Annotated in this window: 11 protein-coding genes and 2 pseudogenes; 7 read left to right on the top strand and 6 right to left on the bottom strand. The window is 43.9% G+C overall.

Annotated features, from left to right (window positions below):
- The first annotated feature begins 5 nt into the window (after positions 1–5).
- The 5 genes from ACJJIC_RS17460 to ACJJIC_RS17440 all read left to right on the top strand — a co-directional run bounded on the left by ACJJIC_RS17460 (position 6) and on the right by ACJJIC_RS17440 (position 11,290).
- Positions 6–803: an undecaprenyl-diphosphate phosphatase gene (locus ACJJIC_RS17460; protein ID WP_445357515.1), complete on the top strand. Its 798-nt coding sequence runs from the start codon at positions 6–8 to the stop codon at positions 801–803.
- 5 nt (positions 804–808) lie between these two features.
- Positions 809–1,690, top strand: coding sequence for an NAD(P)-dependent oxidoreductase (locus tag ACJJIC_RS17455; RefSeq protein WP_445357514.1), 882 nt, complete (start codon positions 809–811; stop codon positions 1,688–1,690).
- An 84-nt stretch (positions 1,691–1,774) separates the two neighbouring features.
- Positions 1,775–2,914: a tRNA-queuosine alpha-mannosyltransferase domain-containing protein gene (locus ACJJIC_RS17450; RefSeq protein WP_445357513.1), complete on the top strand. Its 1,140-nt coding sequence runs from the start codon at positions 1,775–1,777 to the stop codon at positions 2,912–2,914.
- Positions 2,915–3,630: 716 nt separating this feature from the next.
- Positions 3,631–10,857 carry an FG-GAP-like repeat-containing protein gene (locus ACJJIC_RS17445; protein ID WP_445357512.1) on the top strand — a complete coding sequence of 2,409 codons (7,227 nt, stop codon included), beginning with the start codon at positions 3,631–3,633 and terminating at the stop codon, positions 10,855–10,857.
- 1 nt (position 10,858) lies between these two features.
- Positions 10,859–11,290, top strand: a complete 432-nt coding sequence (locus ACJJIC_RS17440; RefSeq protein ID WP_445357511.1) for a hypothetical protein — start codon at positions 10,859–10,861, stop codon at positions 11,288–11,290.
- Positions 11,291–11,830: 540 nt separating this feature from the next.
- Here the strand turns inward: ACJJIC_RS17440 and ACJJIC_RS17435 are convergent.
- Complete coding sequence (locus tag ACJJIC_RS17435) at positions 11,831–12,184, bottom strand: hypothetical protein (RefSeq protein ID WP_445357510.1); 354 nt, start codon at positions 12,182–12,184, stop codon at positions 11,831–11,833.
- A 2,706-nt stretch (positions 12,185–14,890) separates the two neighbouring features.
- Between ACJJIC_RS17435 and ACJJIC_RS17430 the strand changes: the two genes are divergently transcribed.
- Positions 14,891–15,205 carry a hypothetical protein gene (locus tag ACJJIC_RS17430; protein WP_444909114.1) on the top strand — a complete coding sequence of 105 codons (315 nt, stop codon included), beginning with the start codon at positions 14,891–14,893 and terminating at the stop codon, positions 15,203–15,205.
- Between the two features lie 399 nt (positions 15,206–15,604).
- Complete coding sequence (locus ACJJIC_RS17425) at positions 15,605–15,946, top strand: hypothetical protein (RefSeq protein WP_445357509.1); 342 nt, start codon at positions 15,605–15,607, stop codon at positions 15,944–15,946.
- A gap of 376 nt (positions 15,947–16,322) precedes the next feature.
- Here the strand turns inward: ACJJIC_RS17425 and ACJJIC_RS17420 are convergent, their stop codons facing one another.
- From ACJJIC_RS17420 to ACJJIC_RS17400, 5 genes and pseudogenes are all read right to left on the bottom strand, one after another.
- A complete protein-coding gene (locus tag ACJJIC_RS17420; RefSeq protein WP_445357508.1) occupies positions 16,323–16,682 on the bottom strand; it encodes a hypothetical protein in 360 nt (119 codons plus the stop codon).
- 281 nt (positions 16,683–16,963) lie between these two features.
- On the bottom strand, positions 16,964–17,284 hold the full coding sequence (locus tag ACJJIC_RS17415) for a hypothetical protein (RefSeq protein ID WP_445357507.1): 321 nt from the start codon (positions 17,282–17,284) through the stop codon (positions 16,964–16,966).
- Between the two features lie 595 nt (positions 17,285–17,879).
- Positions 17,880–18,236, bottom strand: a complete 357-nt coding sequence (locus ACJJIC_RS17410; protein WP_445357506.1) for a hypothetical protein — start codon at positions 18,234–18,236, stop codon at positions 17,880–17,882.
- A gap of 307 nt (positions 18,237–18,543) precedes the next feature.
- Positions 18,544–18,996, bottom strand: a pseudogene (locus ACJJIC_RS17405) (IS5 family transposase); the annotation flags it as partial.
- A 146-nt stretch (positions 18,997–19,142) separates the two neighbouring features.
- Positions 19,143–19,322, bottom strand: a pseudogene (locus ACJJIC_RS17400) (transposase); the annotation flags it as partial.
- Positions 19,323–19,597: the final 275 nt, after the last annotated feature.

The raw sequence follows: 19,597 nt of genomic DNA, 5'->3' as shown, positions 1-19,597 counted from the left end.
AATTCATGGAAATATTTCAGATTGTTGTACTGGCCCTGATCCAGGGCTTGACTGAATTTCTCCCTATTTCAAGCTCGGCACACCTGATCTTGCCTGCAGAAGTTTTAGGGTGGCAGGATCAAGGGCTTGCTTTCGATGTGGCTGTACATTTTGGCTCACTGATCGCGGTAGTCACCTATTTTCGAAAAGATATTTGGCTACTCCTGCGCGATGGTTTAGGGGGGCTTAAATCGAGGCAATTTAGCGATGAAGGGCGTTTGGCTTGGCTGATTGTGCTGGCTACGATTCCTGTCGGTTTGGTAGGATTAATTTTTAAAGGCTATATAGAAACGCATTTACGCTCAGCAGTAGTTATAGCGGCCACCACCATCGGTTTTGGCCTGTTGCTTTGGTGGGCTGATGTGCGTGGTGCCAGGGTGCAAACCCTAGCGCAACTTAACTGGAAAAAAGCACTAGTTATTGGTGGTGCGCAAGTATTGGCGCTTATTCCAGGTACTTCCCGCTCGGGTATCACCATGACCGCAGGGCTGATGCTCGGCATGAAGCGCGAAGCTGCTGCGCGCTTCTCTTTCTTGTTATCCATACCGGCGATAGCCCTGCCGGCCATGTTACTGACCTATGATTTACTCGCCCTAGAGTCGGTACCCTGGGGGGATATTTTATTGGGTACTTTGCTTTCTTTTATTAGTGCCTATCTATGTATTCATTTTTTCCTGCAATTTATTAGTCGCATCGGCATGGCGCCATTTGCGATTTACCGCCTGATTTTAGGGGCGGCTCTTATTTGGATGATATGGGGGTAATCAATATGGCAACGGTAGCGTTTATTGGCTTGGGAGTAATGGGTTACCCAATGGCGGGTTACCTGGCAAAAGCGGGTCACTCAGTGCGGGTATATAACCGCACCGCCAGCTGTGCAGAAAAATGGCTGGGCGAGTATGAGGGGGAGAGCTTCGAAACACCCGCTGAGGCCGCAAAAGGTGCAGAGGTGGTGTTTGCCTGTGTGGGTAATGATAACGATTTGCGCCAGGTGGTTGCTGGAGAGCAGGGCGCCTTCGCGACTATGGAAAAGGGCACCCTGTTCGTCGATCATACTACTGCCTCGGCAGATGTCGCGCGTGAACTGGCAGCAATTGGCAAAGAGAAAGGTATCGGCTTTCTCGATGCCCCAGTATCTGGTGGCCAGGCCGGTGCGGAAAATGGGGTTCTCACCGTAATGGTTGGTGGTGAAGAGACAGATTTTGAACGTGTAAAGCCGCTGATAGACACTTTTGCCCGTGCTGTTACCTTATTGGGCCCGGTGGGCAGTGGCCAGCTTTGTAAAATGGTCAACCAAATCTGCATTGCCGGTGTGGTGCAGGGGCTGGCAGAGGGGCTGCATTTTGCTAAAGCGGCAGGGCTGGATGGCGAACAGGTCGTGGATGTAATTTCCAAGGGCGCGGCACAAAGCTGGCAGATGGAAAACCGCTCAAAAACAATGCTGGCCGGTGAATATGATCACGGCTTTGCCGTGGACTGGATGCGGAAGGATTTGGCCATCGTTTTACAGGAAGCCCAGCATAATGGCGCCCTGTTACCGGTGACGGCACTGGTGGATCAATTTTATAGTGAGGTGCAGGCGATCGGCGGTGCTCGCTGGGATACCTCTAGTCTGTTTGCTCGCCTGATGAATGTGCGCTCTTTCGACTGACTTTACTTCCTCTCAAGCCTATAACAGGGCTGGATACTTCTGTTTCCAGCTCTGTATTTCCGTTCCTTGTTGTTTTAGATTCTCATGAAAGTTTTATTGCTCTCGGCCTATGATGCCGACAGTCACAAGCGTTGGCGTAAAGGCCTAGTCGCCGCCTTCCCCGGGTGGCAGTGGACAGTCTTGACACTGCCCCCGCGCTATTTCAGCTGGCGTATACGTGGCAACAGCCTTTCATGGGCCAGGGGGGAGACGGCACAAATACTAAAGCAACAGTGGGACCTAATTGTTGCCACGTCTATGACTGATCTCAGTGCGTTGCGCGGCTTAGTGCCCGAGATAGTGGGGGTGCCCACGGTGGTCTACTTTCACGAGAATCAGTTTGCCTATCCAGTCAGTTCAGGTGCGTTCGAGTCTATAGAGCCACAGCTCCTCAATATCTATACCGCGTTAGCCGGTGACCTGTTGCTGTTTAATTCGGAATACAACCGCCGCACCCTGATTGAAGGCGCAGCCAAGCTTTTAAAGCGCTTCCCGGACTGTGTGCCGGTGGGAATTTGTGAAGAAATTACAAGTAAGTCGAAGGTGCTGCCAGTACCACTAGAGGATGCACTCTTTACTCAAGGGTACACACAAGCTGATTTTTGCTGGGATCACCGCTGGGGGCAGGGTTATCAGGGTGAAGTAAGCGAGGATACACTAATCATCAGTTGGGCCGCCCGCTGGGAATATGACAAAGGCGCTGACCGTCTGCTGCAAATCCTTCGGGGCCTAAAAGAGAAAAAGGTAAAATTCTTACTCAACCTGATGGGGCAATCCTTTCGTAATAGCCCAAAAGAGTTTGAGCAGATACAACGGGAGTTTAGTGAAAATCTGCTAGTGGTGGGGTACGTGGAGAGTGAATCTCTATACCGACAAACCTTGCATAACAGCCATGTATTTCTATCTACCGCTTATCATGAATTTCAGGGGTTAGCAGTAATGGAGGCCGCCGTAGCAGGCTGTACGCCATTAGTGCCGGATGAGCAGTGTTATCCGGAATTTTATCCTGAGGAGCTGCGTTATTTAGGGGGGAAGGATGCAGTTGCAAAGGTAGATGCTATGGTTAATAAGGTTCAGTGTATGGATAGGCTAGTAAAAGTAGACTTTCAAGATATTTCATGGGACAACTATAAATATAAATATTTTTGTGCTTTAGAGGGAGTTGCCTCCAATATTATCGGCTGATGAAATAAAGGAATTTTCTGAAAATCTTCACTGTATGCACGACTCTACTGTCGGTATTAAGCGCTTTGCTGGGGCAAAGCTTATAGCGATGAGTGGTTAGTTGCTCCTCAGCGAGATAGTTACATCAATCGCGCTGGGATAGGCTATGGTTAATAGTTAGAGTTCTCAAGTTTTAGAGTGGTTACAGAGTTATCTTTTTGAAGGCGGTTTTGTTGGCAACCGCACAGCTTGCGGGACTGTATTGGCCTTGTCTTTCATGCTCTTCAGAATTTTTTAAGCTGAAAACTGTTAAAGTAAGTCTCTCCATTCTTTACAAGCTAATCTAGAACCTCTTTGTCGCTAAAGTTAATAAAGAAGTAGAAATGACTTATTTTTTGTGGCTGGAGAGAATTAAACCTCGGTTTCAGTGGCTCGCATAGTGTTTAAGGATAATGTTGAGTCTTTCTTTTTTTTGATGTGTCTTATTCATATTTGAAAAGTAGGTAATTCAACTTTTTACAGTGCTTTTTATGCGATTGTATTGGGTTGCCTATTGTTTGTGTGAATCCGATATGCACCCGTTAATTATAAGCGGCTCAAAAAATGTACTCACAAGTTGACCTCTGGACAAATGCTTGCGATTTCATAGTTAAAATAATTTGTATTAATCCCTATGTCTTGTTAGAGTCGCGGCCTTTTTTTTAGTAATGCTAAACCATTGGTTTCCAGTGACACCTATGCGCCTTCTCTTTAATTTTATATGTCTGATTTGTGTTTTAAGCTTCTCCAATCTTTCAGTTGCTTCCGTAGGGATCTGGGATGGGGGCTACACCATATATAAAGGAGATATTAATGGCGATGGGTATAGTGACCTTTACTTTGAGTATGATCAGCCATTGGTTCTTTTACATGGTGAGGTCATAACTCCGATTGCGATGCCGTTACTGCCTAATTTCGTTTTGTATCGAAAGGGAGGGGTAGCATGGGAGACTTACGGTACACCGATACAGAAAACACTAAGTAGTAATTTTGTCGCGAAACTACAAAAGCTCGACAAAAGAAATTCTTTTTCCGGTGATTTTAATGGTGATGGGGCGTCTGATCTATTGCTGCTTGACACAACCCCTCTAGTCCTGCATGCCAATGGCAACGGTCTTCCTCGCCTTGCGCAAGAATTTCCTATTAATAGTTCTGCCACAGAGGCAGCAGTTATTCTATCGCGTGCAAATGCAGATATTCTGATTATTGGTGATGCTAATGGAGATGGCAGGGATGATATTTCTGTGGGGGGCTCTTTACGTAGAACGCTTCTAGCCAGCAATACAGGAATTTTTGAGGGGCACAATGACTCAGCAGTGGTAAGTAGCCCCAATGTGGCGGGTTCTTCAGCTGGGCAGTTTCGCGTCAATGAGTCTGGAGCGGCAACATACTCTGTTCCCATTGCAAAAGCAGCGGGCACTGCGGGTGTTGCGCCTGAGGTTACCCTTAATTATAGCAGCAGCGGTGGCAATGGCTTATTGGGACGTGGCTGGGCCATCGGCGGTATGTCTGGAGTATCACGCTGTCGACAGACTTTGGCGATTGATGGCCAGGTCACACCTCTAAATTGGTCTGCATCAGATCGTTTTTGTCTTGATGGACAGCGCCTAATAAAGACTAGCGGCTCTCAGTATGGTGCCGTAGGCGCTACTTATAAGACCGAAATGGACTCCTATGTCATGGTGACTTCGGTTGGAGGCAGTCTTGGAAAGCCTAGCTATTTCAAGGTTGAACGCAAAGATGGCTCCATCAGTTACTATGGCAATTCCACTGACTCTAAACAGCTGGTTGGAAATCATACCCTGTCCTGGGCTCAGAATCGCTTTGAGGATAGTGTCGGCAATCACATGGAGTATCGCTATGAGGGTGATACGAAAACTGGACACCGGATTAAAAAGATCAGATATGCTTTTGGCTCTGGCAGTTATAATGCTGAAATTGAATTTTTTTACGAGCCCCGTCCTGACAAGCTGAGTGGATATACTGCGGGTTATGAATTGAAAACAACTCAGCGCCTTAAGAAATTAGTCTCAAGATCCGATAATCAAATTATTAGAGAATATAATTTCGGCTATCAGTTCATCAGCGAAACGATTGGCGTAGATAAAACTTCTTTACTAAGTAGTTTACAGGAATGTGTCGGCTCGAAATGCTTACCTGCAATTAGTTTTAGCTGGCTACAGCCCAAATTGCAGTACTCGGGACAGGAGGTGGAAGTCTTAGACTTTGAACCTACTTCCAATAGATTCTCTGGTGGTCACCAATATGCAGACTTTAATGGAGATGGTAAGCAGGATGTTGTTTGGATTGAGGGATATAAAGACGGTGACCACGGCGATACAGATGTTCGAGTAAAATATGCCCTCGCTAATGGCACAGGTTACGATAAAGAAGTCTTTAGTGGCTCTAAGTTTAAGGACTATTTCTCTAAAGCTGATGTGGGTAAAGTTTTTTCAATACGCACTTTGGATTATAACGGTGATGGTCGAACTGACCTGGCAGTCTATAGCCCGCGAGTTGATTATGGCTTGCCAAGTTATCAGTGGAATATATTTATTAGCCGCTATAAAAATAATCGTTGGCAACTTGACTCCGATTCTCCCGTTAAAACTGGTTTAGGAGATAAGGATGCTATTTTCGCCGATTTTAATAGTGATGGACTGGCTGATTACATTTCATTTGCGCAAGATGGAAAAGTTAAAGTTCGTCTTTTAGTCCCCTCAGGGAAGTCTGCTTCATCTGATGTTTTTTATGCATTTAGCAGTAAAGAACAGCGCTACTATGTGGATGTAGAGGGCGCAACGATAGGTGATCCTGAAAAGAGGGTTCCTAATACTCTGGGCGATTTTAACGGTGACGGCTCTATCGATATCCTTGTAGCCTCTTACTACAATGATGCGCGCTGTGTGAAGAAATCTACCGGTGGTGGAGGTGGTGTCACTGACCCACCCTTTATACCTGATGAACCTTTTCTTCCTAGGCAGTTGGTCAGTGGTCCGGGCACTTGCCCTCCAAATTACGAGTGGAGGGAATTGGGTGTTAAATTCCGTGGCTATGAAGTGGCGGTTTTTGATCAGTCACGTAACAGATTTGTATCCTTCGGACATCTACCTGTTACAGAGGTTCAAGAACCTAGGGCGCTGGATATCAATTCTGATGGCTTGACTGACATTACATATGTTCTGAATAAATCAAACAAACTAGTTGTTAAACTTAGTACAGGTACAGGGTTTGAAAATCTTGGGTTGTTCTCATATGGCAAGAAATCTACTTTTGTAGACTTAAATAATGATGGTTACCAAGATTTGGTTTGGCCTGAGTTTAAGGGTAGCCGCTATATGATGGTGCGTTACTTTGATCCAAGCATAAATAACTTCACGGCTACCCAGAAAACTGCTCAGTCTGTAGGTAGTGATTATGATGATGCTATCTGGTTTTCCGATATAAATGGCGATGGCCAGATGGATTATCATAAATATAATGGGGATTTCGGGCGAATTGCCGTTCGAATTGCCAATAAAGATAAGCCAGCTGAACAGAGAAAACCTAATAAAGTCATTTATAAAGTAGATAATGGCTTGGGTAATGTTACAGAAATTACTTATGCGAATATGCTGGATGGAAATGTTTACTCCGGCATTAGCCCTAAAGCCAGTGTTACGGACTTTTATAAGGCATTAAATGGTAATTGGGTGCTTCCTAATGGTAGCCACTCTCTGGGCAAAGATAAACCAACTCTAGAACTCTTAAGCCCTCTGTATTTGGTTACAAAAGTGGAGAGCTCTGCTCCTGCAGCGGGTATCAATCCAGGCTCAGTTAATCAGTTAGCCCGCAGTTCAATTACTTATCGTTACCATCAGATGAAGCTACAAGCAGCTGGGCGCGGTATGTTGGGCTTTCAAAAATTAAGTACTACAGATAACCAGACTGGCGTGGTAACAGAAACCACCTATCGCCAGGACTTTCCTTTTACCGGAATGCCGTTAAAAACGGAAACTCGCACAGCTAGCGGAAGGCTGTTGAGCAGAGCAACTAATAATTGGCGCCTGCAGGGGTGGGGTGGCAGTGGCACACCTTCTAGGCCGTACAAACCCTATATCTACAATGCGGTCGAAGAAACCTATGACTTAAAAGATAACGGCAATAGTGCTGGAGAGCTGCTGCAAACGGTTAGTACTACTAACAGCTATGATGGCTACGGTAACGCTCTCACTATTAACGTGGTGACAAAGGATGGAGCATCCGGCCAGCAGTTCGTCAAAAAAACCGAGAATGTGTATGGCAGTACTACCTGGGAAAAAGAGAAGGGCCGCCTGAGCCATACCAAGGTTACTAGCACCCGCCCAGGGATGCCCAGCCATGTGCGTGAATCGGCCTTTACCTACTACACCTCTGGAGCCCACAAAGGGCTGCTGAAAACCGAGATCATCGAACCGAACAAGTCGAAATTTAAGCAGGTCACCAGCTACGAGTACGATGGCTTCGGCAATGTCAGCAAGAAAACACTCTCTGCTGCTGGCGAGACAAGCCGCAGCGCCAAAACGGTGTACGACCCCTCCGGTCGCTATGTCTCCGAGAGCTATAACGCCCTAGGGCATCTGACTGAGAAGGTCGTCTCCCGTAACCACTTTGGTTCCCCCCTGATAGTGGAGGGTCTGAATGGTCTGATCAGCTATGCCTCCTACGACGCCTTTGGCCGTGAAGGCTACAGCTGGAACAACGCCGGTGCGGATAAGAAGACTCTATATGAACGCTGTACCAGTGGCTGTCCCAGTGGCGCCAAGTACAGAGTGACCACCAGCAGCAGTACCGGCAGCTGGGGCAGGGAATACTTCGATGCCCTCGGCCGTTCCATGCGCACCGAAACCCAAGGGCTGCACAATAAAGTCTATGCAGATAAAGAGTACGATAGCCTCGGCCGGGTGAAATTTGTCAGCGAGCCCTATTTCTCTGGGGACACTCGTATGTGGACCGAGACCCAGTACGATCTGCTCGGCCGTCCTATCCGTGTCATCGCCCCCGACAACTCGGACGCAACGATCACTTACGCCGGTCTGAAGACCATCACCACCAACGACAAGGGGCAGCCTAAGACCGAAGTCAAAAATGTCGCCGGTGAGTTGGTGGAAGTGATCGACGCAATGAATGGTCGCCTCACCTACGAGTATGATAGCCAGGGCAACCTGCACAAAGCGAAATCCTGGGGCAAGACTAATGCCTCCGGCAGCCATATTGATGAAGGCGACGGCCTCAGCTACCCCATCGTCGTCACCATCAACTACGACCATCTGGGTCGTAAGAAAAATATGGATGACCCCGATAAGGGCGCCTGGAGCTATGAATACACGGGCTATGGCGAGCTGAAAAAGCAGACCAATGCCAATGGTCACACCGTCGCCTTCACCTACGACAAGCTGGGTCGCAAGCTGACGCGTATGGAAAAAGCCGGAGGCAGCAGCCTCACCAGCAACGTAACCTGGCTCTACGATACCGCCCAAAATGGCCTCGGCCAGCTGGAAATGATCAGCGACAGCGTCACCGGCTACCAAGCCGTGTACCAGTACGACCAGCTGGGTCGCAACCATGCCCAAGCGGTAGACTTCGATGGGGCCGGCCCTCAGCCCGCCTACGTCACCACCACGCTATTTGATGATTACGGCCGGGTAGAGCGCAGTTACGACGCCCTCGACAGTCTGCTAAGCACCGGGCAATCAGGTGTGCGCAACTACTACAATGGCAATGGCTACCTGTACAAAGTGGTCGATCTTGCGACTGGAGACCTGATCCAGGAAGTCAAAGCCCAGACCGCCCGCGGCCAGCTGAAAGAGCAACTATTGGGGAACGGCGCCACCACCAGTTACAGCTACGAAGGGAGTACTGGTCGCCTGCTCAACCAGACCTCCAGCGTACTGGGCACCTTTGGTATCCAGAATATTACCTACCAATGGGATACCCTCGGCAACCTCAGTAGCCGCCACAACCAAAGTGGTAGCAAGAATCTGCGCGAGAGTTTCTGTTACGACAGCCTCAATCGCCTGATCAAAACCCATATCGGCAGCAGCAACTACAACTGCAGTAGTCTCAGTAGTGCCAACCAGGATGTGCGCTATAACGCCATCGGCAATATCACCTATAAAGCCGGGGTTGGATCCTATGTGTACGGCGAGAATGGAGCCGGTCCCCACGCAGTGACCACTGCCGGCGGCGTGCGCTACAACTACGACGCCAATGGCAATATGACCTCGGATGGCTTTAACGGTGGCCGCACTATTCGCTATACCACCTTCGACAAAGCCTCCTGGATCAAGAAAGGTAATCACACGACTGAATTCCTTTACGGGCCCAGCCACAGCCGCTATTACCGCAAGGACACCAACAGCAGCAATGGCGAAGTCACGGAAACCTGGTATATCGGCGGCATCGAGCGTATCCAGAAATCCAGCGCCCCCAACGAAATCGAATGGAAGCGTCAACTGGGTACCGCCGTATATACGGTCAAGACCGACCTGGCGTACGCTGTACAGTCCACCGATAAGCTGTTTCTGTACAAGGATCACCTGGGCTCTATGGACCTGATTACCGACAAAGCCGGTAATGTCAAACAGGAAATGTCTTTCGACGCCTGGGGTCAGCGCAGAAATACGGCCAACTGGAATGCGCTCTCTCTCAGCGCGCTGTCCAGCTTCGATCACAGCCGCACCACCCGTGGTTACACCGGCCACGAAATGCTGGATGAGGTGGGCCTGATCCATATGAATGGGCGGATTTACGACCCGCGCCTGGGGCGCTTTATGCAGGCGGACCCCTTTATCGATGGTACGCTTAATACCCAGGGTTACAGTCGTTACAGTTATGGAAAAAATAATCCGCTTAGTGGAGTTGACCCAAGTGGTTATGAATTTTTCTCAGAAGTATTTGATGATATTTTAGGCATAACTGAGAGTCCACTGTTAAATGCTGTTGCACAGGCTGCTGCTTGTTATTACGGCGGCGAATGGGGTTGCGCTGCCTACGCAGTAGCTTCCGCGAGAGGCCACGGTGCATCTTGGAAGAGTGCACTTAAGGCGGGTGCATATGCTTATGTTTCCTATAATGCGTTTGTTGGAATAAGCGGAGGGCTTGAAGCGGGTGCAATTAATCTTGGTCAAGCAGCTTTATATGCAGGACTGGTTGGCGGCACCATGAGCGTTTTGCAGGGTGGCAAATTTGGGCATGGGTTTGTTTCTGCTGGGCTAGGGATGGCTGCTGCACCTTATATAGGCAATATTGGAAATAGCACCGGGCAGTTTGTTGTTGGCACAATCGCTGGAGGTACAATTTCCAGGCTAACTGGTGGAAAATTTGCAAATGGCGCGGTGACAGCGGCGTTTGCGTTTGCGATAAACTCCTTAAGCCAAAAGGGAACTCCAGAAGGTGCTCCAAATCAAGAAAGTATTGATCGGGTTAATGCCATTCCAGATTCTCTTGAGGATCGCCAAGCTGTATATATTGAGGGCTTGAAGGCAGCGAGAAACATTGATAAGACAAATATTGATGCGGCTAATATAGATTTAGACCTGGAGACGATTATGCTCGGTCACCGCAATGGAAATGGCTGGGATTATCAAGGGTTTTCCTCAAAATCTGATGCAATAGCGTTCTTGAAAGCGAATCCAAGTTGGGGCATTGTGGATGGGATTCACTTTGGAGGCAGCAGTATAGGTATTTATGCTGGAGCTACTGCTTCTGGAACTGCATTACGAGTTGGCTCCATGCTAAAGGCCTATTTGTTAAGTGGTAGGTCGTTTTCCACTAGTATGACTGGAGTTGAGAATGTTATTCAGACTCTTGCGCATGAAACAGGGCATGTTGCCGATATTTCTCATGGTAATGTCATGCTGAACAGGGAGTTTAAGGCCATACGACAATATCGAAGAGGGTTTTGATATGCATTCGAGTTCTTGTTTTATTATCCTGCTTCTATTTATTTTAGGGTGTGGAGTAGTATCGGAAGCCTCAGCTATTGATTTTGCAACCAACGAAAGCTATATCACTGGAGAGGTTGCTAAAATGACTTTATTGGAGGCGAATGAGTTAGGGATTAAGGTTGAAGTAGAGGAAAATACAGAAACAGTATCGGAAATATCATTGCTACTCTCTGAGGATTTATCAGAAGCTGTTAAATGCAGGGATGTGGAAATTTCCGGAAATGTGTTGTCTGCTATTGGAGATTTAATAGTCAGCACGCCACCTATATCGAGGTCTGGAAATTTTAATGTGCAGAAAGGGTTGGTCTTCCGCATCTCCTTTGTGTCAAGAAGAGATATAGGTATGTACAAAGCTGGCACTACCTACGTGTTCGATATAATTGATTATTAGTGTTTTCAGTTTGTTATTATTGAGTCGCTTAGGAATGGTTGGACTTGGAATAATTTGAGTTCAAGTAAAATATTGAAACCCAATAAAAACTTTTTAAGAGCTTGCTTTGTAAGCTTGTGGTTATAAATCCAAGGAGGGATTTATGGCACTTTTAACGTGTCTCGCTGCTTTAGTTATCCTCTAACATACTATCTAACAAGGCAAATAATTTAGAGTGGAGTGAAATGAAGGCACCGAATAGGTTTTGCAAATAGATATTATTTTTGGTATTTGTTCATGGCTTTGCAGATGAATTTTCAATCTATAAATATGTTTGGCGTTGCTGAATAATTAGGGTGAATAAATGATTGGGGCTTAGCTTAATTTAACAATTAGGGCGCGCGTAAATCTATTCACGTTGAGAGCTAATATCTGATACCGCTCTTTTTAGGATGGCTAGTTATAGTTGGCTTTAAAAGGCACTGGCATGATTGTATGGGGGCTAACCAGCCTGCAGCTAGTTGGCCCGCTCGACTAAAGCCAAGAGTGGTGACTTGGAGTCTATTTAGAAAGTGCTATATTGTAGCTGATACACCTATTGCTTCCATCGGTACTGCGCCAGTCATACCAAGTTTGAACTTTCTTATCAGCCATAAATGCTGCCAAAAGAGCCGCATATTGTTCATCTTTGTTAGGTAGATCGGCAGTAGCTTTAAATCCCTTCGAATTACCAACGCTGTGGTTGCAGTTACAAGTAGTTGACGGTTCTATATCAAAGTACAGGCTATCATCAGCCTCCACCCAAAGCTTAGAAACACTGCCTGTGCAGCCGGCTGCAGTCGAGTTGTTGGCTCCTGCGATGCTCGAGCAAAAAAGCAATGAAAACACGGTTCCAGCTTTTACGATATTTTCCATGTCGTTTTCTATAAAAGGTTTTATGTAAATCTTATATTGTAAAGGTAAAATACTAAATCAATAATTGTGCAGTTGAATGGGTTTGAATAAATTTTTAATTTGCGGTAAGGGTTTACTTTGACCTATAGGTGTTTATTTGCAAGAGCCGAGCAATAAGGTTTTAGGTCTATTATTATGGAGGCCCTGCAGTCAATAAGCCCCTGCACTGTCGCCAAATATACCGAGTACGGTGGGGCCAGAAAATAAAAGATTAGTCTAATGTTTCTATGCTGTTCAGTGTAATTCTAGCCAGGTAAATCTGGTGTGTCCTCCAAGACAGGTTTCACCGGCAGATCCAAATTCAACAGCTTGCCCCGTAGTTTTGGCTGAAAATAAAATATGCCTGGACAATCTTGGAGGTATTTCCTGAAGCATCCCACCTTAGCGAGGAATTATTCCCGCAATATGCTTTATCTTCAATTGTTCCATTCAAATAGACAAAGCAGCTATTGTGGTCAATGTGGCAGCCTATTTTCCGAACTATATGTGTAATGCTGCCAGTCAAGTGTCATAGGTAAGCAAAAAGGAGGCTAAAGCAAATAAGGGGATTTTAATTTCACTTGATTTCGGATAATAAGTGCAATTGGTAAAGGGAGACTCAGCTGGTGGAGTCTGTACCCCTCTCGGTTAAGAGAAAGGTGCTGATGAGCTACCACCAACTAAGTGAGGACAAACGATACCAGATTTACAGCCTGAGAAAAGCCGAACATTCTCAGAAAGTAATTGCAGCATTATTGGGGAGGTACCCCCCCCCAATAATCATTCGAGAGCTATGACGCAATTGTGGTTTGCGAGGATATCGCCCTGGAAAAACAGCCAGCAATTAAAAGAGACATACGAGTGAATTGTTATATCGCGAGACGATCTTCTAGCTGATTTATTTAGACCAGACAAATGCTGGAGAGCTATACAGGCATCTTAGGATCGCATCAAAACTTTATCGCAAATGCTACGGTAGGTATGATCGGCGCGGAAAAATCAAAAGTAGAGAGAGAGTATAGATAATCGGCCAGCGGTTGTTGATCCAGAAAATTGGATAAGTGGCTGGGAAGGCGATACCGTTACAGACAAGGGGATGATGGAGTTATGCTGACTATAGTCGAGCGTAAGACGTTGTTAACTGTTAATATTAGGCTGACGGGTAAACGATAAGACTTGCTGGTTGAAGTAATGATTAGTCATATGGTGAGTTATCAAAGATAAAATTAATACAATTACCATTCGACAATGGTCTTAAATTCTCTGATCATGGAAGGGTTGCAGCGGGTCTAGAAGCCGATATTTAATTTGCCTTCCAGTATTTACCCAGGAAAAGAGGGGGCGACGATAAACTAACGGCTTCACTTGACAGTATTTCCCAAAGGATACCGACTTTAATAAAGTAACAGGCGAGCAGGTTTAATTTGTAATGGATCGCCTAAATAGCAAACCTGGAGCGAGCCGTGGAGAAAGGTCACCGAATAGTTAATTATAGGATTGCAAGATGATCTGCTTGCAGTGTAAGGAAACTGCAGTTATTACTTGAAATCAAGGTGTATAAGGCCTTATATAGGGGGGGAGAAAAACGTTTCCCCATTTTAAGATATATCAGTGTTACGCCCCAGGACTTCTATAAATAGTTTAACTATATTGAAAATTTTTTAATTGAAAAATAAAAGAATCATGGAAGTATAAAGGCTATCATTGCAGCATCTGAAAAAGAGTTTAACTAAGTTGTAAGCAGATGATGGGCGAATAAATTATAAGCGCATTGGGCGACTTATGAAAGAGGTAGAAATCATCGATAAGGCTGGAATGATCAATATTTAGGTCAGTGAGTAATGACTGACATGTAGTTGAGTTTGTTATCTTTGCTCACAGAAAATGAGGGCTAGGAGTTATCAGATACTAAGGTAGTGGAAATGAAGCTGACAGTGTTTAACAAGGCAATTGGAAGTGGAAGATTCTTATCTAAGTTGATATTCGTAGTAATGGAGTCTCTGAATACGGTGCAAATGCATAACAAAACGGTTTGAAAATGAAAGTTAGATATGAGTAAAAGTCTCCCTGGATTCAAAGGCTTAAATCAACATGAATGAATTTTCATGCAAGGTAAACGTTTGTGGTTTTTATTTCGGGTTTTAGATCTCACCTTTCCTTTTGGCTTTAATTCCGCTGCTTCAGAAATAATCTCAAAGTATAAAATTAAGTTGTTTTTCTAAGGTGAGAGTGCCTGCTAGATTAATAGGTTTAAGACTTTATGCCTATTCTGATATTTAGCTGTATGTGAAAAGCTTAGATAATTCCGTTTGTCTCAAAAATAAATTATTGGTAAATATCAGCTAATGATGAGCATCTATGCTTATATATTTGAGCTTATCATAGAGGGAATCAAAGTAGAAATAGCCGCATAAAAGGCTCGAGGTATAAGGTCAATCAATGATTGCTGGCCTTAAGCTATTTGCAGATTTGTGCATCGTGTAGGGTTTATACTTTAATCATTCAGGCATTCTATAGGCGGTGGAAAGGAAGGGTGTAATATATTTGGTACGTATGCTCCATTCGATTCAAGCTAAAGCTAAATAGGATTAATGTTTGGTTGGGCATAGCTACCTCTTGATATTTTTTATTCATTCTAATACTCTTGGTGGGCAATAAATTATCTGCAATAGATAAAGGGACTACTTTATGCGTTTTAAGTTTTTAGTGTTTTTGATGCTCTTGCCGTTTCCTGCTTGGAGTGCAGATTTCGATTTTGAAGTTTGTGCAATTCAGGCAACTAATGATACGGCTTTTATTAGAAGTTGTAGCAACTACACTTCTTATAATCAATGCGCAAGTGGGGATTGGGTTGTGTGGCCTTTACAGGAAGGTAAAGGTGAGGCAATGTATAGTACGGCTTTAACAGCATTTAGCCTGGGTAAAAAAGTGCAGGTGCGTGTTGATGGTAAGACTTGTATAGGAATGTACGACGTAACTTCGATGATACGTATTGTTAAGTAGTTATCATGGCGGTTTTAAAAGAAACTCTTCTTAAATTCGTAGGTTCTGCAAATAAAGTCATATGTAAATTTTACCTATCTTTCGTAAGATAGGCTTTTTATTACTTCTGGTGGTGTGATAATCATAAAAGGGGATTGTTATAATTATCATGTATTAGGTTTTGTATGATTACTGATTATTTTTTAACAAAAAATAATCAGTAAGTTTCACCGTTAAGGTTACTTATTGTGATCTATTGATTGTCGAATAGCATATTTCGCCCTGATGGTCGAGAGGACTATAATGATTTTTTTGATAAATTTTAAATGGTGTTTTCGGCTTTTGTGGGGCTTGACTATTGCCCTTCCATCAAGAGTGTGTATGATTTTTTGACTTTTTAAGGTTTGTGAGGAAAGAATAATGATGTTTAAAGGTTCATTTGAAAAAATAGCCAGTCTCTGCCTATTTGCATTCACCTCCTTAAATGCTTTGGCATTGGATGATGAAGATAAAGCTATTCGTTTGGTGGAGGCTCTAAGTGGAAACAAAGTATACATTCATTTGAAGGAGCCTATGAACAAGCAGCCATCCTGCTCCAAGTGGGAAACAATTATTGCTTGCTCTACAGATAATTCTTATTGTTCCCATGCATTATCTATTGCTCTCGCTGCGCAGGCCTCGAATCGTACTATTGATTTTCAGACTAGCGAGTCGTCATGTGTTGGCGATGCTGCCGAGTTTGTCAGACTGCGCATGCGCTAATTAATTTTAGTTGGCCATAAAGTAGAATATGAAGGTGCAGAAATTTAAAGGTTGGCAGAGATCATGCATTGCTTTTTGGTTGAATTAGCCTATAGCTACTTGATAGCTGGTCAACAATATTTAACTAGCTGGGGGCAGGATTATTTTAGGGATGATAACATTTGGATATAGAAAAATTTCTGATGCCTAAGTTGTTAGTTGGAGTCATATTGATTATTCCATGCTAAAGGTGTGGCCTGGTATTTTTCAAGGATGACGATTTTAAATCAATCCTTATAGTATACCCAGCTTATTATTTAGGCAGCTAGCCAATTTTAGATTGACTGGCTGCCTCTTTACTTCATCGGCACTGCATAAGTATGTCGAAATCTAGAGATTATTTAGAAAGCGATATATTGTAGCCTTTACACCTGTTACTGCCATCCACACCGTCCCAGTCATACCAGACCATAACTTTCTTGTCAGCCATAAATGCGGCTAAAAGGGCTGTATACTGTTCATCTTTATTCGGCTGGCTTGAGGGAACTATAAAACCTTTCGCGTTACCTATGTTAAAGTTACAGGTGCATGAGGTTGAACTCGATGGCTCTATCTCATAGTACAGGTAATCATTGGTTTCTACCCATACTTTAGAAACCGTGCCTGTGCAACCAGCTGCAGTTGAGGTGGCTGCTCCAGTGATACTTGAACTAAAAAGCAATGAAATTGCGGATCCAGCTTTAACAATATTTCTCATGTTGTTTCCTATAAAAGGTTTTATGCAAATCTTATAATGTAAAAGTGTAATAACTGTTCAATAATTGTATAGTTGAAGGGGGGGTGTATCAATTCTTATTAATGGTTAGGGCTTACTTTGACCTATAGGTATTTATGTGTAGGGGCGGGGGGCAATAAGATTTTAGGCCTATTAATGCGGAAATCCTTCAGTCAACAAGCCCCTTCACTATCGCCAAATATACCGAGTGCTGTGGGGCCAGGATTAGTGTGCTGGTTCTGTGCTGTTCAGTGTAATTCTAGCTAGGTAAAGCTGGTGTATCCTCCAAAACAGGTTTTACCGGCAGATCCAAGTTCAACAGCTTGTCCCGTAGTTTTGGCTGTAAGTAAAATTGATAAAGCTGCTTGGACATTCTGTGAGGTGTTTCCTGAACCATCCCACCTTAGGGAGGAATTATTCCCGCAATTTGCTTTATCTTCAATTGTTTCATTCAAATAGACAAAGCAGTGATTGTGGTCAATGTGACAAGCTACTTTCCGAACTGTACTAGTGATGCTGCCAGCAAAAACAACATAGGTAAACAAAAAGGAAGCTAAAGCAAATATGGCGGATTTTAATTTCATATCCTAATTCTCCATAGAAACTATTCTTCGTATGATTCACGGCGGATTACCCGGGACATTTTCTTTTGACATCACTGTTAGCTTTCTATTATTGCGTATTTGAATCCCTGTTAAAACCATTAAATACCTATGCTTTTCTGCAAAAAAGAATCTTACTTCTAGCGCTTGTTGATAAAAATTTCTGAACTTTTAAATGTGCGTATTATTAATGTCTGCTATGGGTGAGTATGGTAGGTAATACAAGTAATTTAAATTAAAATTTTTTGCTCATTCTCCCATCTAACAGTAATTTCTAGGGTGCTAAATATTAGTGTTGTTATAGGCGCTTCTTAATTGTTTAGAGTTGCTATTGGGTCTTGAAGGTATAACGAGAATAATAATTTATTGTTTACCCCTTGGTTGTTAACTTTGCTTGAAAAGCAAACAAATTGGTGTCGATTTAGGTGGGGTAGATATGGTAATGATTATCTTAACAAGAGCTGTTAAATTTGATGTTTAAAGCGGTCAGTGAAATCGCGTATATACAATAGGCAGTAGCCCCATGTCCTTTGATTCGGAGACATGGGGCTCAATTGTAAATGGCTGCTGCTTTAGATTAGTCTACTAATTCAATATAGAAAATAGACTCTCTATCTGGCCAGTCTGAACATTGATGAGAACCAGTTACTTTGACCTTCTTCCCTTGTGCCTGTGCCGATAGCACAAGAGAGTAAACAGATTTCCCAAACTCATCCAGTTTAACTGCCCATTGTATTGCGGGCTTGTTTGATTCGGGACAGGTCGGTGCATCAAAGTAAGGGTTTGTAGAAAACATTAAAACTGGAATATCCATAGTACGGTGAACCATAATATTATGAACATTTCCCCCAGCCTCCCCGGAATGCCCTGCGAGGGATTTCAGTGGTAATAAAGAAAAAATTGAAAGGGCCAAGAATAAAATCTTAATTCTCATTAGTTAATTTACCGTACGTATATAATGGTATAAAATTCACTCAATATTTGTGGTTCGTCCAAGAAGTCAGAAAGAAAGCTTCTTAGACCCTTTGAATCCACTGAGCTATAAAATTATCATCAATAGATTTTGTTATATTATCATAGTGAAATATTTTTTCATATACCATTTCAAATGGCTTTCCTTTTTGTTTCATAAATGAGTATTGTATGAGTGGAGAGGCTTGAGATAAATGTTTTGAAGGTGAGGGAGGATTAATTGGTTTTTAATTAATAGTCCCAGTGATAGAGTGTGGCTAGAAGCTATTTCATAACTTCTTCAACGTAATTAACATGCATGCAATATAGAAAAAAGCACGATAAGTGGATAAATATCGCTCCCATCTAACAACCAAGCGGCGGTAATTTCCCAGCCACGCAAAAGTCCGTTCAACTTTCCAACGTCGAGTATACCTTCTGAGCTTTCTACCATCCTGCCTTGAGGCTTTTTTCCTATTTCTCCTGTGTGGACAGATAAGGTCGATTCCACGACTCAACAGGCTATCTCGAAGAGGATCAGAGTCCGCCGCTTTATCATAAACTAAGCGATGAATCTTTGTATTTTTATACGTAACATCAAGTAATGGATGCAATAACTTTACTTCTGCTGGTGAGGCCGAAGTAATGGTGCCTCCCAGTGGAATACCTTCGCCATCGACCACCACCATCCACTTTGAACCCTTGCCCCGCTTGGTTTTTCCGGTTTCGAAGCCCCCTTTTTTGCTGGTGCAAAGCTGCCATCAGAAAAGACCTCCTCCCAGTTAAGCAAAGACTGTTGATCCAACAACTCCAGGAACCTTCTCCATGCCTGCAACCAAGCTCCTTGCTCTTCCCAAAACTGAAGCCTTCTCCAGCATGTACTCGGTGATGGATAGTGTGAAGGAAGATCTTTCCATCGCGCTCCAGAACGTAAAACCCAAAGGATGCCTTCAAAACAAGCTCGATTATCAATGGGTTTTGGGCCTCCCTTTCCTCGTTTTAACTCAGGGAGACAAGGTTCGATCAATTTCCATTGATCATTGGTTAACTCTGACTTGAATCGGCTCACTATTGCTGGACTTTTTTCTATGTAATTACGTGAGAATAACCGATTTCAAGTTATGAAACAGCCTCTAGTAAACTGTGTCCTAATTGAAAGGCTCTGATGCCGCTAGGGGTGGTGATTAAATTTACTTAATGATTATGTCAACAGTTAGAGAAATTTTTGCAATCGATCAATTTTTTTGCATTACAATTTACTCCATTAAGGGCTTGATGTTGGGTAATAGAAGGTGAGGCAATATTAACGTTGCTTCATGATTGTGAGTAATTATTTGTGGGTTC

Source organism: Microbulbifer mixtoriginis (SeqCode) (genome assembly GCF_052468275.1).
Note: the sequence above shows the minus strand (reverse complement) of the source record. Positions and strands in the feature narration are given on the sequence as shown.

Coding starts and splice junctions, on each gene's coding strand:
- ACJJIC_RS17460 (WP_445357515.1), top strand. CDS start 6: ATGGAAATATTTCAGATTGTTGTACTGGCCCTGATCCAGGGCTTGACT.
- ACJJIC_RS17455 (WP_445357514.1), top strand. CDS start 809: ATGGCAACGGTAGCGTTTATTGGCTTGGGAGTAATGGGTTACCCAATG.
- ACJJIC_RS17450 (WP_445357513.1), top strand. CDS start 1,775: ATGAAAGTTTTATTGCTCTCGGCCTATGATGCCGACAGTCACAAGCGT.
- ACJJIC_RS17445 (WP_445357512.1), top strand. CDS start 3,631: ATGCGCCTTCTCTTTAATTTTATATGTCTGATTTGTGTTTTAAGCTTC.
- ACJJIC_RS17440 (WP_445357511.1), top strand. CDS start 10,859: ATGCATTCGAGTTCTTGTTTTATTATCCTGCTTCTATTTATTTTAGGG.
- ACJJIC_RS17435 (WP_445357510.1), bottom strand. CDS start 12,184: ATGGAAAATATCGTAAAAGCTGGAACCGTGTTTTCATTGCTTTTTTGC.
- ACJJIC_RS17430 (WP_444909114.1), top strand. CDS start 14,891: ATGCGTTTTAAGTTTTTAGTGTTTTTGATGCTCTTGCCGTTTCCTGCT.
- ACJJIC_RS17425 (WP_445357509.1), top strand. CDS start 15,605: ATGATGTTTAAAGGTTCATTTGAAAAAATAGCCAGTCTCTGCCTATTT.
- ACJJIC_RS17420 (WP_445357508.1), bottom strand. CDS start 16,682: ATGAGAAATATTGTTAAAGCTGGATCCGCAATTTCATTGCTTTTTAGT.
- ACJJIC_RS17415 (WP_445357507.1), bottom strand. CDS start 17,284: ATGAAATTAAAATCCGCCATATTTGCTTTAGCTTCCTTTTTGTTTACC.
- ACJJIC_RS17410 (WP_445357506.1), bottom strand. CDS start 18,236: ATGAGAATTAAGATTTTATTCTTGGCCCTTTCAATTTTTTCTTTATTA.